The organism is Sphingomonas sp. G-3-2-10 (assembly GCF_012927115.1).
GTDB lineage: Bacteria > Pseudomonadota > Alphaproteobacteria > Sphingomonadales > Sphingomonadaceae > Sphingomonas.
The window spans coordinates 63,115-76,935 of sequence record NZ_JABBFY010000002.1 but is presented as its reverse complement, the minus strand read 5'-3'; the positions used below and the strand labels follow the sequence as shown (position 1 = coordinate 76,935).

The window sequence follows — 13,821 nt, the reverse complement described above, 5'->3', positions numbered from 1 at the left end:
AGGGAGAGAAACATGCCGAAGCTTATCGTCGTGACCAGGGAAGGTGAAGAGCGCGAAGTCACGGGCGAAGTGGGCCTTTCGGTGATGGAAGTGATCCGCGACAACGGGTTCGACGAACTGCTGGCGCTGTGTGGCGGCTGCTGCTCGTGCGCGACCTGCCATGTCCATGTCGATCCGGAATTTGCGGCCAAACTCCCGCCGATGAGCGAAGACGAGAACGATCTGCTCGACAGCTCGTCGGACCGGAACGAGAATTCGCGCTTGTCGTGCCAGCTTCAGATGACTTCCGATCTGGACGGCCTGCGCGTGACGATCGCCGCCGAGGACTGAGGTTCCGGCGGATGGCCGGCTAGAAAAAAAAGGGGAGCGCCGCGGGTTCGCGGCGCTCCCTTTTTTATTGCTGCTCCGGCGAGGCGATCAGCGCGGGACGACGCGCAGGACGGCCATCGGCGCGTCCTTGGTGATCGGAGTCACGTTCCAGGTGATGCTCGACTTGCCGGCGGCCTTGGTCGCGCCGTCCTCGTTGTTCTGGCTGACGATCTCGGCATCGGTGGTCAGGGTGAAGCTGCCGCTCGCGGTGCCGTCCGCCGCGCCGCCGCTGCCCGCGCCGGCCATACCCATTCCCGACATGTCCTGCTTGGCGAAACCCGGCGCCTTGACGCGCACGGTGTCCTTGCCGCGCAGCTCGATCGCGACCCACGGGAAGATCAGCCCGGAATCCTGGTTGAACGGATAGACGAAATTGTGGGTCAGCACGCCCGAGATCGAATAATCGACGAAGAACTTGCCGTCGCCGAGATACTCGACCTTGCTGTAGCCGGGCTCCTTGGCCAGCTGCACCGCCAGCTCGCGGAACTGCTTGTCGCGCTTGGCCTTCTTCTCGGCCTTGGCGGCCGCCTGCTCGGCTGCCGTGGCGCCGTCCTCGGGGATTTCCACGACACTGTTCGTCACCGCGCCGTCTTCGGACACATCCTGCTCGACGACCTCGCCCATCGTGTCGCCCGAACCGGCCATGCCGTCCATGCTGTCCGGATCGATCGCGATCACTTCGCCCTTGTAGGTGTAGGTGAAGCTGCGATCCTTGTTGATCGTCAGGCTGGAAACGAACTTGCCCGGAGTGAACAGGCAGGCGGTGAGGATCAGCGGGGCGATCATCACCACCGCGGCGGCACGGAACCAGTGCTTCATCGGTCTCAACTCCCCCAGATCAGCCGCGAACCGCGATCGCATACAGCGCGATCGCCGCGGCATTCGACACGTTCAGGCTCTCGACCTTAGGCGAGATCGGCAGCTTCGCAAGCTGGTCGCAATGCGTCTCGGTATTCTGGCGCATGCCTTCGCCTTCGGCACCGAGCACCAGCGCGATACGGTTCTGCCCGATCGTATCGGCCAGCGTGGCTTCCGCATGGCCGGTCAGGCCGACGCGCCAGAAACCGGCTTCGGCGATTTCGTCCATCGCGCGGGCGAGATTGACCACGCGGACCCAGGGCACGGTTTCCAGCGCACCCGATGCGGCGCGGGCGACGGTACCCGATTCGGGCGGCGAGTGACGGTCCTGCGTCACGATGCCGAGCGCATCGAACGCCGCCGCAGAGCGCAGGATCGCGCCGACATTGTGCGGATCGGTGACCTGATCGAGCAGGATCAGCGGGCGGCGATCGCCTTCGCCCTGTGCGAGCAGATCGCCCAGCCACATATCCTCGAGCGGATCGACTTCGGCAACGAGACCCTGATGCGGGGCGTCACCGGGGACGAGGCGGCCGAGATCGGCGGCATCGGCATAAGTGACCGGGATCGACGACGGGATGTCGAGATGGGCCAGCGCCTCGCGCGTTCCCCACATCTTGCGCACCACGCGTTCGGGGTTCTCCAGCGCGGCAAGCACGGGATGGCGGCCGTAGAAGCGCGGGCGGCCGGGGCCGGCGACGCTGGGACGATGTCCACGCTTTGCCATCAGGAAGGGTCTTTCGGTTCGGTGGGGAAGGGCATGCGCGGCAACGGCTTGTCCGAATTGGCGGCGTTCCACAGGAACGCGGCGAGGATGGTGGCACCCTGGCGCAGATCGGCGGCCTTCAGGTGATCATATGTGTCGACGCTCGTGTGGTGCAGGCGGCTGCCATAATCGAGCGGATCCTGGATGAACTGAAACGCCGGGATGCCGACTGCGTCGAAGAACAGGTGATCGGTGCCGCCGACGCCGCGCAGCCCTACCATCGCGCTCATCGACGGATCCGCCGCGAGGAACGGGGCGAACCATTCGCGGAAGATCGGCACCACCGCTTCATTGCCCTGCGCGTTGATGCCGCGAATCCGGCCCGAGCCATTGTCGAGGTTGAAATAGGCGGCCAGCTTCGCGTGCCCCGGCAGCGCGGTGATCGGCCAGCGATAGTTCCAGCCGGTATAGCGGGCGAGCCCGGTCTGCGGCGTGGCGGGCTCGGGGCGGGTCGCAAGGTGACGCTCGACATAGTCGATCGAGCCGAGCAGGCCCTGTTCCTCGCCGTTCCACAGCGCGAAGCGGATGGTGCGCTTGGGCTTGGGCATCTTCGAGAGGATGCGCGCGGCTTCCATCACCATCGCGACGCCTGCGGCATTGTCCGCCGCGCCGTCGCCCGCCGCCCAGCTGTCGAGATGCGCGCCGGCCATGACATATTCGCCCGAGCGGCTGGTGCCCTTGATGTCGGCGATGACGTTGTACGCCTTGGTGTCGCTGTCGTCGAAGCGAACGTCGGAATTGATCTCGAGCACCGGCGCGTCGCCGGTCTCGGCGAGGCGGGCGAGGCGGCGATAATCCTCGGCGGCGATCTCGACGCCCGGCAGCGCGACCGTGTCGCCCACGCCGAACTGATAGCCGTTGCCGTGCACCAGCTTGCCGTCGCGCGGCGACATGGCGGCATAGGCGACCGCGCCTTCCGACTTGAGGAAGTCGCTGAGCTGCTTCGGCCAGCCGAGCCGGGCGATCTCGCGCTCGACCGACTTGGGGTTGTAGGCCGGCTTGCGATAGGTGTTGAAGCCCGCCAGCTCGGTATCGGTCCAGCGCTTGAACGGCGCTTCGCGCGGCTCGTTGCCGTCATTGGGCCGGGTGAGCAGGACGACCTTGCCCTTCAGCTTGCCGCGCCACGTTTCGAAATCGCCGATTTCGCGAATCGGCGCGACGATGACCGGCGCGGTGATCGTGCCGTTGGTCGCGGGGGTCCAGGTGATCGGGATCGCGGTCAGCTCGATCGCGCGCGGGCTGATCATGCGGACGCTCGACCGCTCCATCCACCAGCCCCGGCCGAACTCGAAGCCTTCCTTGTGGACGTTGGTCAGGCCCCAGCCGGTGAACTGGGTCTGCGTCCATGCCTCGGCGGCACGCATCCCCGGCGAATTGGTCAGGCGCGAGCCGATCCGGTCGGTCAGATAGCGGGCGATATCCATCACCCCCGAGCGATTGCCGCCCTCGTCGATGATCCGTTCGATCGGAGTCGGATCCGCGGGTTTGGCGGCGGCGGCGGGTGCAGTCTGGGCGGCCAGAGGCGCCGGCAGGACCAGCGAAACGGCGACAGCATAGGAAATCAGAGCGCGCATGAGGCTCCACATATCGTGATGAAAGGATGCGCGGGACGCTATGCGGCGATTCAACCGCGCGCAAGGCGTTGACAGTGCGGGTTTGCTTCGGCAATGGCACCCCTCCCCGAGCGGGCGCCTCAAGGACAGGTGGCCGAGTGGTTAATGGCAGCAGACTGTAAATCTGCCCGCGAGAGCGTACGCTGGTTCGAATCCAGCCCTGTCCACCACCGCCCGCTCGGGATTTCCGCACATCGTCGAACGCAGGCTTCGGGCGCGCCGGATGCGACGCAAAAAAGGGCCTGACCGGTGCGGTCAGACCCTGAATTGCGCGAAAGGCGGAAGACTCAGGCGGCGATGACGCGAGTCTCCAGATCGGTCGCGGTATGCTCGCGAACGAAATCCTCGTTCAGGTCGACGCCGAGGCCGGGGCCTTCGGGCGCGAACATCCGGCCATTCTCGTAACGCGGACCGTTGAGCGCGACTTCGCCGGTGAACCCTTCGCCCGACAGTTCATAGGCGTCGTGGATCGAAAGTGGGCCGCAATTCTCCTGCACGAACTGCGATGCCCAGTGATTGGCGACCAGCAGGTGCGCGGTCGGTGCGGCCTCGAGGCTGGAGCCGGGCATGCAACCGCACATCACCGGCAGGCCGGAGAGCCGCGCCAGCGTGAGCCAGCGCTGCGCGCGCACCAGGCCGCCGGCCTTCTGCACCTTGATGAACAGGCCGTCCGCTGCCTTGCGATCGATGATCTCCTTGATGTTGTGGAGCTCGCGCGCGGATTCGTCCGCCCAGACCGGGGTCCCGGTATTCTGGCGCAGCCGCGCCATGCCATCGATGTCCCAATAGGGCAGAGGCTGCTCGATCAGCTCGAGATTGACGTTGGCGGCTTCCCAGCGGCGCAGCGCCTTGTACGCCTGATCATAATGCCACATGCCGTTGATATCGATCATCAGCCGCGCATCGTCGCCCAGGCCCTCGCGGACCTCGATCATCGTGCGGATCGATTGCTCGTAATCCATGCTCGGCTTGAACTTGATGACCTTGAACCCGGCGTCGAGCGCCTTCTGCGCCTCGCCGATCAGCTGCTGCGCGGGAGCGGCCATCAGCACATAGCCGCAATCGATCGCATCGACGGTCTTGCCGCCGAGCAGCTGATAGACCGGCACGCCCAGCGCCTTGCCCTTGATGTCGTGCAGCGCCGCGTCGACCATCGACTTGGCGTGGAAATTGTCGCGCACGATCATGTCCATCCGCGCCACGATCTTCTCGATGTTGAACGGATCCTCGCCGATCAGGATGCGCGGCGCGATCTGCGCGGCGATCACGCCCGAAATCGAATGGTCGGTCTCGCCATGATAGAAGGCCGAAGTATCGCCCGAATCCGCGATGCCGGTGATGCCCGCATCGGTGTGGATCTTCAGGATGATCTGGTCGAGCCGGTGGATATGGGTCGTCGCGATGATGATCGGCCGCTTGAGCGGCGTGTGCACGGGAATCAGTTCGACGCGGGTAATGCGCATGGGGTGCTCCTGAAGGGGTATGGGGATGCCGTCAGCGGACGGCGAAGAAGTCGAAGATCGAATGGTCGGGGTGCTTCTCGCCAAAGCCGACGAAGACGGTGCGGGTCAGCCAGTCGTGCGGGCCGGGCGCAGTCTCGAACGACGGGGCGAGGCGGAAGTAATTGTCGGCGGGGTCGATCGGCTCGCCGCGCTCGATCCGTGCGGTGATTTCGGCGGAGGCGTGGGCAAAGCCGCGGTTGAAGACCTGGATCAGCGTGCCGTCCGTGGCGCGGATCAGATAGCGCGCGTCGAATGCGATCGCGCCGTCGCTGCGGATCAGCGGCCAGTCGCCGCCGCTGCCGGGTACGACTTCGCCAGAGAGGAGCGGACCGCTCACCGTACCGCCCGCGACCGAGACGAACCCGCGCATCTCCCCGCCGCGCACCGGAAAGCGGATGCGCGGGCCGGGCGGGAAATCGAGGCGGACGCGGAAAGCGAAGTCGAGCGCGGGAGCGTTCATCATGCGGCCTTTCGTGTGAGGGGTGCGATCACCAGCCCGCCCGCGACCAGCAGCAGCGACAGGATCACGAGCGACGGCACGAAGCTGCCCGTCGCGTCCCTGACCATGCCGATCAGCGTCGGCCCGATGATCCCGCCGGCGGTGCCGAGCATGCTGATGAAGGCGATCGCGGCGACCGAGATGCGGCCATTGCCGATGCCCATCGATGCCGGGACTGCCCAGAATACCGATTGCGCCGCGCCGATGCCGAAGCCGGCGACGGTGAGCAGGCCCAGCGCCGCCCAGCCCGGCGGCAGCAGCCCGCCCGCCAGCATCGCCGCGCCTGCCAGCATCGCCGGCACGCCGACATGCCAGCGGCGCTCGCCGCTGCGGTCCGACAGCCAGCCGTTGACCAGCATGCCGACGACCAGACCCGCCTGAGGCAGCGCTGCATAGGTACCGATCAGGAATTCGGTGCCGCCGATATTCATCTGACGCACCATCTGCGGCAGCCAGAAGAGCAGGGCATAGGAGCCGGTCATCACGAACAGCCAGGTGATGGCGCAGCGCCACACGCGCGGATCGCGCAGCGCCACGGTGATCGGCTCCGCGGGCAGCGCTTCGGCGGCGGGAGCGAGCAGGGCGCGCTCGTTATCGTTCAGCCACTGCGAGTCCGTCACGGAGTCGCGAAAATAGAAATAGGCAGCGACCGCGAGCAGGAAGTTCGGGATCGCCTGAAGCAGGAACATCCATCGCCACGCGGCCATGTCCGCCGGATTGGCGAGGCCGAGCATCCATCCGCACAGCGGCCCGCCGATGACGAGCGAAAAGGGCACGGCGGCCAGCACCGTCGCCATCGCCTTGGCCCGGCTGCGCACCGGCAACCAGCGGTTGATGAACCAGGTCACGCCCGGCGCGAACCCGGCCTCGGCCATGCCGAGCAGGAAGCGGGCGGCAAGGAATTCGCCGACCGTGTTGACCCGCGCCAGCAACAGTCCCGCGACGCCCCACAGCATCACCGTCACCAGCAGCCAGCGGCGGATGCCGAAGCGGCGCAGCAGCGCGGCATGGGGATATTGGAAGATCAGATAAGCGACGAAAAAGGCGCTGACACCCAGCCCGAAGGTGGTGGAGGACAGGCCTATGTCCGGCCCCATCGCATGCGCCGCGAAGCTCACATTGACGCGATCGATCGCGTTCACAAAGGTGAGCAAGGCGAGCGGCAGCACGAGGCGGCGGATCATCCGCGCGCCAAGGGCATCCTCCGCCGGTTTCGTATCCGCTACGGCCGTCATCGGGCGGAATTCGCGAGGCGCGACTGGACGAAGATGACGGCTTCCCCTCGATTCTCTGGCGCAAACGGTTGGTCCGCTCGCCGTTGCCAAGGCAGATATTATATTTTATAAATTAAATCAATAGTGGCTTTTCGGAGAGAATGAATGACCGGCACCAACGTCCTGTCCGTCGAGGACCGGCTGGATATCCAGGAATTGCTGGCGCGCTATGCGTGGACCTTCGACACGGGTGATGTCGAGGGGTTCGTCGGCTGCTTCACCGCAGATGCGGTGCTGTGCGAGGATGCGTTCGAGGAGCCGGACCGGTGGGAAGGGGCGGCGGGCATCCGCGCAATGGCCGAGTTCTTCTTCTCGCGCCCCAGCTTTCCCGGCCGCCAGCATCATGTGAGCCATATCATGATCGACGGGCAGGGCGACGAAGCGACGGTCCGCTCCTTCTGCTTTGTCACCGATTGCAAGGGCGAGCCGCCCTTCATGATCCGCTTCGCCGGGCATTATCTCGACAAGGTGGTTCGGCAGGACGGCCGCTGGCTGTTCCGCGATCGCCTGATTCGCGACTGGTCGGGCGAAGCGCTGGCGGCCTTCCCGGGACAGGGCGGCGTAAAGGTGCCCCGCGCCCGCCCGCCGGAACTGCGCCGGCCGGGATTTGGCGGATAACGGTCTCTGTGCCTCTCCCTGCCGGCACGCTCGATAACGCCGCAACCCGATCTTCTTTGCGAGCACAGGGCATTGGGCTATCCAGAGCCGATGGGAGAGGGCGGTTATAATGGCGGGCTGACGGTCGAGGGCCGGTGGGGATGTATCGCCGCTGCCTCGCTGGGCGTGCCCGCCTTCATGTTCCTGCTGCTCGCCGACGCGCTGGGCGACTGCGCACCGGGCACGGCGTGCAAGAAGGGTTTTCTGACTCAGGTTGCGCTGCCTTCGGCCACAATCGCCATTGGGGCCGGCCTTCTCGTCTATTGGGCGATCAAGATAGCCCGACGGAAGAACTCCGGCTGAACCACGCGGTGTCCAGGCCGTCGCTCTGCCTTACCGCGCTTCCGTCCCGGCATGCAGCTTGCCCAGCAGCCCGATCAGCTGCGCCAGTTCCTCGTCGGTCAGCGAATTGCCGCTGAAGCTGCTGTCGAAACCGCCGACGAACTTCGCCAGCCGCTTGAGCATCGCTTCGCCATCCTTGGTCAGATACACCATCCGCGAACGCGCATCGGTGCTCGACACGCGCCGTTCCAGCACGCCGCGATTCTCGAACATGTTGAGCATCGAGGTGATCTGCGCGCCATCCAGCGCCAGCGCGCCGCTGAGCTGCGACGGGGTGAGGCCGGGGTTGCGCCCGATCACGAACAGCGCGCCGACTTCGCGCGGCTGCACGTCCAGATCGCCTGCCTGCTCGACGAAATCGCGCCGGTAATTGTCGTAGAGGCGGCGCAGATAATAGCCGAGATATTTGTCGAGCGGGCCGTAATCGATCTCGGTCGGCGGGGTGCCGGCCGTGTCCACCACGCGCGCAGCCGCGGCCGCGCGCGGCGTCCGCGATGCCGAGCGTCTGGTATCCCTGCGTTCCGATGATCTGCCCGCCACGCATCCTCCTTGCCGTGTCCCTGCGCCGATATGCCCGCTCGCACGGGCCAAGTCGACTTGCTTTGGTACTTTACATTATAAATTAAATTATATAGCAACCTCCTCAAGCGCCGCATCGCAAGATGGCGCACAGATTCGATCAAGGGAGGGTTTCGCCTGATGACATCCACAATTTTCCGTACCGCCCTGCTGGCGGGTGCCGCGGCAGCCGCGCTCGTCGCGATGCCGGCCTTCGCGCAGTCCAGCGAACCGGCCGAATCCGCCGCCCCCGCGCAGGACGAAGAGGTCAACGACGACATCGTCGTCACGGCGCAGTTCCGCGAGCAGCGCGTGCAGGATACGCCGCTGGCGATCACCGCGATCGACGCCGATCTGCTCGAATCGCGCGGCCAGCTTTCGGTGGTCGATGTCGCGGCACAGGCGCCCAACGTCACGCTGCGCCCCGCCACCGCGACCTTCGGCCCGTCGATCCAGGCGTTCATCCGCGGCGTCGGCCAGTATGACTCGAGCTATGCGTTCGAACCCGGCGTCGGCCTCTATGTCGACGATGTCTATTATCCCACGCTGACCGGCTCGATCGTCGATCTGGTCGATCTCGACCGCATCGAAGTGCTGCGCGGGCCGCAGGGCACGCTCTCGGGCCAGAACTCGATCGGCGGCTCGATCAAAATCTATTCCAAGAAGCCCGACGGGCAAGGCGGCGGCTTCGTTCAGGCCACCTATGGCCGGTTCAACCGGGTCGAGGTTCGCGGCGCGATGGACTTCGCGCTGGTGCCCGATAAATTGTTCGTCCGCCTGACCGGCACCGGCGTCAGCAAGGACGGATACGTCACTCGCTACGATTATGCCTGCACCCATCCGGGCACCACGGTGCCATCGTTCCAGAACGCGGTCAGCGACTGCAAGCTGGGCACGCAGGGCGGCAAATCCTATGCCGCAGCCCGCGCCGCACTGCGCTGGGTCCCGTCGGACCGGCTCGAAATCAATGTGATCGGGGACTACACCAACGACAGCAGCGAAGCCGCGCCGAGCACCTTGCTGTTCGTCGGCAATCAGGCCGGCGTACCGGGCGTGCCGAACAACACCTCGGCCTATCAGATCGGCGGCGTGGCGCTGGGCAATGCCACCGGATCGCCCTTCATCACCTATTCGCCCTACGGCAATTATGCGCAGGACACCTACACCAATAGCCCGTACGTCAATTACGCGACCTATGTGAATCCGGCACCGCGCGACGGCACCGCGCCATACACCGTGGCCGATCGCAATGCGATCAACGGCTGGGGCGTGTCGGGCACGATCGATTACGAGCTGGCCGACAATCTCTCGATCAAGTCGATCACGGCCTATCGCAGCTATGTGACGCGCTACATCTTCGACGAAGGCTCGCCGGTCGATACCGCGCTGATCGACAATTATAACCGGCTGGAGCAGGTCAGTCAGGAAGTGCGGATCAGCGGGAAGATCGCCGATGCGGTGAACTTCACCGTGGGCGGCTTCTACTTCCAGTATGACGCCACCGCGCGCCAGCGGGTGGACATCCCGTCGCTCCAGTTCATCCAGGACGACAAGATCAGCCAATCGACCCGCGCGGTGTTCGCCAATGCCGAATGGGCGATCGTGCCAGGCCTCGATGTGGTGGGCGGCATCCGCTACACCAGCGCGAGCAAGACGGTGACCTATGGCCGCCGCGGCATTCCCGGCAGCATTTTCGGCGGGCTGCCCGATCCGCGCATCCGCGCGCTCGATGGTGTGGTCGGCGAGCACAAGAGCGACAATTGGGATTTCCGCGGCGCGCTCCAGTATCGCTGGTCGCCCGAAGTGATGACCTATGCGCAGGTCTCGACCGGCTTCAAGATCGGTGGCGTCAATCCGCGCGCCTTCTTCCCGCAACAGGCACTGCCGTTCGGCCCGGAAAAGCTCACGGCATATGAGATCGGCGTCAAGACCGACCTGTTCGATCGCCGCGTCCGCTTCAATCTCTCGGGCTTTTACAACAAGTATCGCGACATCCTGATCGTCGTGTCGTCCTGCCCGCTGCCGGGCGTACCCGCCGCGCCCTGCGCGCTGCCGGTCAATGCCGGCCGCGCCACGGTGCAGGGCCTCGAAGCCGAGACCACGGTCAAGCTGGCGAAGGGCCTGACCTTCGACGGATCGGTCGCTTATCTCGACTTCGACTATACCTCGCTCAGCGCGGCGGCGATCGCGTCGGGCGTGACTCCGTCGATGCGCGGTCCGTTCACGCCGGAGTGGCAGTATAGTGCGGGCGTGCAATACGAAGCCGAGTTCGGTTCGGGCGGCACGCTGACGCCGCGGCTCGACGTCGCGCATGTCGGCTCCTTCTACCAGCAGGCGTCGAACGCCGCGCTGAACGAAGTGCCAGGCCGCACGCTGCTCAACGCCAGCATCACCTGGCGCAGCCCCAGCCGCGACTGGTCGGTGGCGCTGCACATCACCAACGTGACCGACGAGCTCTATTACAACAGCGTTTTCGACAATCGCGGATCGAACAGCACGGTCACCGGCTTCCCCGGCACGCCGCGCGAATGGGCGGTCACGGTGAAGCGCACCTTCTGATCCGACAGTCCGATACGCCGCCGCGCCCGTCCTGGCGCGGCGGCGCACCTTTCACGGAATCCAAGACATGGCCGATTTCTCGCTCACCCATTCGCTTTCGGGCTTCTTCGCGCCGGTGCGTTTCGAAGCCGAAGTGATCGATTGCGTGGTGACGGGAACGATCCCGCCCGAACTCGACGGCGCCTTTTACCGGATGCACGGCGACTGGCTGTACGCACCCAAGTTCAGGGATGAATCGAGCCTGTCGGCGGACGGCTATATCAGCATGTTCCGCTTTCGCGGCGGCACGGTCGACTATCGCGGCCGCTATGTGAAGACCGAGCGTTACTGCAAGCAGGTCGCGGCGCGGAAGCAGCTCTACGGCTATTACCGCGCACCCCACACCGATGACGAAGAAGTGCGCGATCTCGACAATCCGCACCTGCGCACCTCAGCCAACACCACGCCGGTGGTGATGGGCGGCAGGCTCTACGCGACCAAGGAAGAGGGACTGCCCTACGAGATCGATCCCAACACGCTGGAGACGGTCGGCCCGACCGATTTCGGCGGGACCTGGGCCAGCCAGACCTTCACCGCCCATCCCAAATATGATCCCTTCACCGGCGAGACGATCGCGTTCGGCTATGAATCGACCGGGCTCGCCAGCAACGATGTGCATGTCGCGATCTTCGACAAGCAGGGCAGGGTGACGTGGAGTCTCGATTTCGAAGTGCCCTATTCCTCGATGCTCCACGACATGGCGCTGACCGAGAATTACCTGATCATCCCCGGCGGCGGCACCGTGACCAGCATGGAGCGGCTCGAGGCCGGGCGACCGCACTGGGCGTGGGACAGCAAGCGGCCCTCTTACTACGCCGTCATTCCGCGCGGCGGGAAGGCGGAGGATGTGCGCATCTTCGAAGGGCCGGAGCGCTCGATCGTCCACACCGCCAATGCGTGGGAGGAAGGCGACACGCTGGTGATGGATGCGCCGATCGCCAGCGGCAACACCTGGCCGTGGTTCGAGGATGTCGACGGCGCGGCCTTCACCATGAACGGCTTCAGCCTGCGCCGCGTCCGGCTCGATCTGCGCGGCAACAGCATGGCGGCGCAGGAAGAGGAGTTGTTCGACCGCGACGTGACCAGCTTCACGCGCATCGACGAGCGGTTCAACACGAAATCCAACCGTTACGTCTGGGTGCAATATGCCGACCCCGACCGGCCCTTCCATGCCGAACTGCCGGACGATCCGCGCCTGCGCCCGGTCAATTGCTATGGCCGGTTCGACGTGATCGACCGGACGATGACCGCTTGGTTCGCCGGACCCGAACATGTGCTGCAGGAGCCGGTGTTCGTCCCGCGCGCGGGTTCGGACGCCGAGGGCGATGGCTGGATCATGGGCACCGCGCACAATCTGGTCGAACGGCGTACCGAGCTGGTGATCCTCGACGCTGTGACCATGAGCGAAAGCGCCCGCGTGATCCTGCCGTTCCGCAACGCCTATCAGGTCCATGCGATCTGGACCCCGAACGGCGATCTGCCGCTGGATTAGGGAAGCACGCGCCCGCGAACGCCGCGAGTGAAAGCGGCCAGCGTGCAGGCGCGCGGCGCGGTGGAATTGCCGCAACCGGGCATTGCCAGATACTGGCGGAACGGCTGTTCGCGGCCGGTCAGCCGGCGTTGTTCGCGCAACTGGTCCATCGTCTGGGCGCGATAGAAGGCGCGGACATAGCGATGCCCCTTGCCGTCGCGCAGCAGCTCGAAGCCGATCGCGCTGCCCGGCGGGACGTCGTCGGCGGGGTAGCTCGGCACCTTCCAATGGACTCGCATGAAGCCGCCCAGATCGGCGATGTTGGTATCGTGTCCGCCCAGCAGCGTGAGCTTCGCGCCGCGTGGCGTGGTGAGCGCAGCCAGCATCTCCCGTGCGAGCGGGCTGCCCGCGGCGCGCGCGACATAGTCCGGGCGGTTCGAATATCTGAACTTGAGCGGGTGGAAGCGCAGCAATTGCTCGATTTCGGCGCGGGTGATCCGCCCCCATCCGACCTGCGCCATCGGCATGCCTTCGACGTATTCGAGCAGGAAGGTCTGGCTGGCGGTCGAGCCGATATCGATCGGCCCTTCCAGATCGGGACGATCATGTGGCGCGGCGACCAAAGTGCTGGGATCGCTCAGCAGCGGGCAGGCGGGCATTGCGCAGCCAAGGACGCGGGCCAGCAGCAGCAGGTCGGCGCGATAAGCCAAGGCTTCGGCTGCGATGCCGCCGCGCGGGGCGAGGGCAAGCGATTCGCGATGCGCCCGTGCGCCGTCGAACCATGCGGGTGCGTCGTCGAGGCCGTGGAAGATCGGATCCGGATCGCCCTCGCCGGGGTGCGAGACCGATGCCGTGCAGCCGGGCATAAAGCCCTCGCCCCAGCTTTCGGCGGTGCGGATTGCGCGCTGCTTGCTGCTCGCCTTGAGCACCACCGCGCCGGGCGCTGGACAACCTCGCGCGAACAAGCCGCGCGCTGTGTAATAGCCGCGATCGGCTTCCCCCAGCAGCTTGACCCCCGCCGCGCCGCGCGGCGTGAGCAGGCCGAAATCGACTGGCCAGCCCGGCCATGTCTCGCGCGAATAGGCGGCGGGAACCGGGAGTGGTTTGGTCGGCGGGCGGATGCCGTGGCGCATCAGCATCACGACTCGTTCGAGACGAAGCCCGGGCGACTTGGGCGCGGCTGATGCCGGCAAGGCCAGCGCAAGCGTAGCGGCCAGAGTGGTGGCGAGACGCGCAATTGTCATCATCTTCTCCCAAGCGGGGCCTGATGCGATGTTGTGTAATTTATTTTCCATTATCAAATCAAATAGAATA

The 13,821-nt window shown here is 65.5% G+C and carries 13 protein-coding genes and 1 tRNA gene; 6 read left to right on the top strand and 8 right to left on the bottom strand.

Annotated features, from left to right (window positions below; genetic code table 11):
• Positions 1-12 precede the first annotated feature (12 nt).
• Positions 13-330, top strand: coding sequence for a 2Fe-2S iron-sulfur cluster-binding protein (locus HHL13_RS16900; RefSeq protein ID WP_169557088.1), 318 nt, complete (start codon positions 13-15; stop codon positions 328-330).
• A gap of 87 nt (positions 331-417) precedes the next feature.
• Here the strand turns inward: HHL13_RS16900 and HHL13_RS16895 are convergent, their stop codons facing one another.
• The 3 genes from HHL13_RS16895 to HHL13_RS16885 are packed head-to-tail and all read right to left on the bottom strand — an operon-like array spanning position 418 to position 3,567.
• Positions 418-1,188: a hypothetical protein gene (locus tag HHL13_RS16895; RefSeq protein ID WP_169557087.1), complete on the bottom strand. Its 771-nt coding sequence runs from the start codon at positions 1,186-1,188 to the stop codon at positions 418-420.
• A 19-nt stretch (positions 1,189-1,207) separates the two neighbouring features.
• The gene (gene rlmB, locus HHL13_RS16890; protein ID WP_169557086.1) at positions 1,208-1,954 is read right to left on the bottom strand and encodes a 23S rRNA (guanosine(2251)-2'-O)-methyltransferase RlmB; all 747 of its coding nucleotides are present in this window, start codon (positions 1,952-1,954) and stop codon (positions 1,208-1,210) included.
• The gene (locus HHL13_RS16885; RefSeq protein WP_169557085.1) at positions 1,954-3,567 is read right to left on the bottom strand and encodes a M20/M25/M40 family metallo-hydrolase; all 1,614 of its coding nucleotides are present in this window, start codon (positions 3,565-3,567) and stop codon (positions 1,954-1,956) included. The genes rlmB and HHL13_RS16885 overlap by 1 nt, the downstream gene beginning before the upstream one ends.
• A gap of 123 nt (positions 3,568-3,690) precedes the next feature.
• Here HHL13_RS16885 and HHL13_RS16880 point away from each other — a divergent pair.
• Positions 3,691-3,776, top strand: a tRNA-Tyr gene (locus HHL13_RS16880).
• A gap of 117 nt (positions 3,777-3,893) precedes the next feature.
• On the opposite strand, the gene HHL13_RS16875 is transcribed toward HHL13_RS16880, so the two are convergent.
• Genes HHL13_RS16875 through HHL13_RS16865 form a run of 3 tightly spaced genes read right to left on the bottom strand, consistent with a single transcriptional unit; the run spans position 3,894 to position 6,842 of the window.
• Positions 3,894-5,069, bottom strand: a complete 1,176-nt coding sequence (locus HHL13_RS16875; protein ID WP_169557084.1) for a mandelate racemase/muconate lactonizing enzyme family protein — start codon at positions 5,067-5,069, stop codon at positions 3,894-3,896.
• Between the two features lie 31 nt (positions 5,070-5,100).
• The gene (locus HHL13_RS16870; RefSeq protein WP_169557083.1) at positions 5,101-5,571 is read right to left on the bottom strand and encodes a DUF3237 family protein; all 471 of its coding nucleotides are present in this window, start codon (positions 5,569-5,571) and stop codon (positions 5,101-5,103) included.
• Entirely contained in the window at positions 5,568-6,842 is a 1,275-nt protein-coding gene (locus tag HHL13_RS16865) for an MFS transporter (protein WP_169557082.1), read from the bottom strand. The genes HHL13_RS16870 and HHL13_RS16865 overlap by 4 nt, the downstream gene beginning before the upstream one ends.
• A 144-nt stretch (positions 6,843-6,986) precedes the next feature.
• Between HHL13_RS16865 and HHL13_RS16860 the strand changes: the two genes are divergently transcribed.
• Positions 6,987-7,499 (top strand): nuclear transport factor 2 family protein, encoded by a 513-nt coding sequence (locus HHL13_RS16860; protein WP_169557081.1) that lies wholly within the window; start codon positions 6,987-6,989, stop codon positions 7,497-7,499.
• 90 nt (positions 7,500-7,589) lie between these two features.
• Positions 7,590-7,841: a hypothetical protein gene (locus tag HHL13_RS16855; RefSeq protein WP_169557080.1), complete on the top strand. Its 252-nt coding sequence runs from the start codon at positions 7,590-7,592 to the stop codon at positions 7,839-7,841.
• A 30-nt stretch (positions 7,842-7,871) separates the two neighbouring features.
• Here the strand turns inward: HHL13_RS16855 and HHL13_RS16850 are convergent, their stop codons facing one another.
• Complete coding sequence (locus HHL13_RS16850; RefSeq protein ID WP_169557079.1) at positions 7,872-8,339, bottom strand: MarR family winged helix-turn-helix transcriptional regulator; 468 nt, start codon at positions 8,337-8,339, stop codon at positions 7,872-7,874.
• A 240-nt stretch (positions 8,340-8,579) separates the two neighbouring features.
• Between HHL13_RS16850 and HHL13_RS16845 the strand changes: the two genes are divergently transcribed.
• Both HHL13_RS16845 and HHL13_RS16840 read left to right on the top strand, forming a co-directional pair.
• Positions 8,580-10,997, top strand: a complete 2,418-nt coding sequence (locus HHL13_RS16845; RefSeq protein ID WP_169557078.1) for a TonB-dependent receptor — start codon at positions 8,580-8,582, stop codon at positions 10,995-10,997.
• 67 nt (positions 10,998-11,064) lie between these two features.
• Positions 11,065-12,528, top strand: a complete 1,464-nt coding sequence (locus HHL13_RS16840; RefSeq protein WP_169557077.1) for a carotenoid oxygenase family protein — start codon at positions 11,065-11,067, stop codon at positions 12,526-12,528.
• Here HHL13_RS16840 and HHL13_RS16835 read toward each other — a convergent pair.
• Positions 12,525-13,751: a histidine-type phosphatase gene (locus tag HHL13_RS16835; RefSeq protein ID WP_169557076.1), complete on the bottom strand. Its 1,227-nt coding sequence runs from the start codon at positions 13,749-13,751 to the stop codon at positions 12,525-12,527. The genes HHL13_RS16840 and HHL13_RS16835 overlap by 4 nt on opposite strands.
• Positions 13,752-13,821 lie beyond the last annotated feature (70 nt).

Excerpts from the sequence above, each read along its gene's own strand:
- HHL13_RS16845 (WP_169557078.1), top strand. The coding sequence starts at position 8,580 with ATGACATCCACAATTTTCCGTACCGCCCTGCTGGCGGGTGCCGCGGCA.
- HHL13_RS16875 (WP_169557084.1), bottom strand. The coding sequence starts at position 5,069 with ATGCGCATTACCCGCGTCGAACTGATTCCCGTGCACACGCCGCTCAAG.
- HHL13_RS16870 (WP_169557083.1), bottom strand. The coding sequence starts at position 5,571 with ATGATGAACGCTCCCGCGCTCGACTTCGCTTTCCGCGTCCGCCTCGAT.
- HHL13_RS16840 (WP_169557077.1), top strand. The coding sequence starts at position 11,065 with ATGGCCGATTTCTCGCTCACCCATTCGCTTTCGGGCTTCTTCGCGCCG.
- HHL13_RS16865 (WP_169557082.1), bottom strand. The coding sequence starts at position 6,842 with ATGACGGCCGTAGCGGATACGAAACCGGCGGAGGATGCCCTTGGCGCG.
- HHL13_RS16855 (WP_169557080.1), top strand. The coding sequence starts at position 7,590 with ATGGGAGAGGGCGGTTATAATGGCGGGCTGACGGTCGAGGGCCGGTGG.
- HHL13_RS16895 (WP_169557087.1), bottom strand. The coding sequence starts at position 1,188 with ATGAAGCACTGGTTCCGTGCCGCCGCGGTGGTGATGATCGCCCCGCTG.
- HHL13_RS16900 (WP_169557088.1), top strand. The coding sequence starts at position 13 with ATGCCGAAGCTTATCGTCGTGACCAGGGAAGGTGAAGAGCGCGAAGTC.
- rlmB (WP_169557086.1), bottom strand. The coding sequence starts at position 1,954 with ATGGCAAAGCGTGGACATCGTCCCAGCGTCGCCGGCCCCGGCCGCCCG.
- HHL13_RS16860 (WP_169557081.1), top strand. The coding sequence starts at position 6,987 with ATGACCGGCACCAACGTCCTGTCCGTCGAGGACCGGCTGGATATCCAG.
- HHL13_RS16885 (WP_169557085.1), bottom strand. The coding sequence starts at position 3,567 with ATGCGCGCTCTGATTTCCTATGCTGTCGCCGTTTCGCTGGTCCTGCCG.
- HHL13_RS16835 (WP_169557076.1), bottom strand. The coding sequence starts at position 13,751 with ATGACAATTGCGCGTCTCGCCACCACTCTGGCCGCTACGCTTGCGCTG.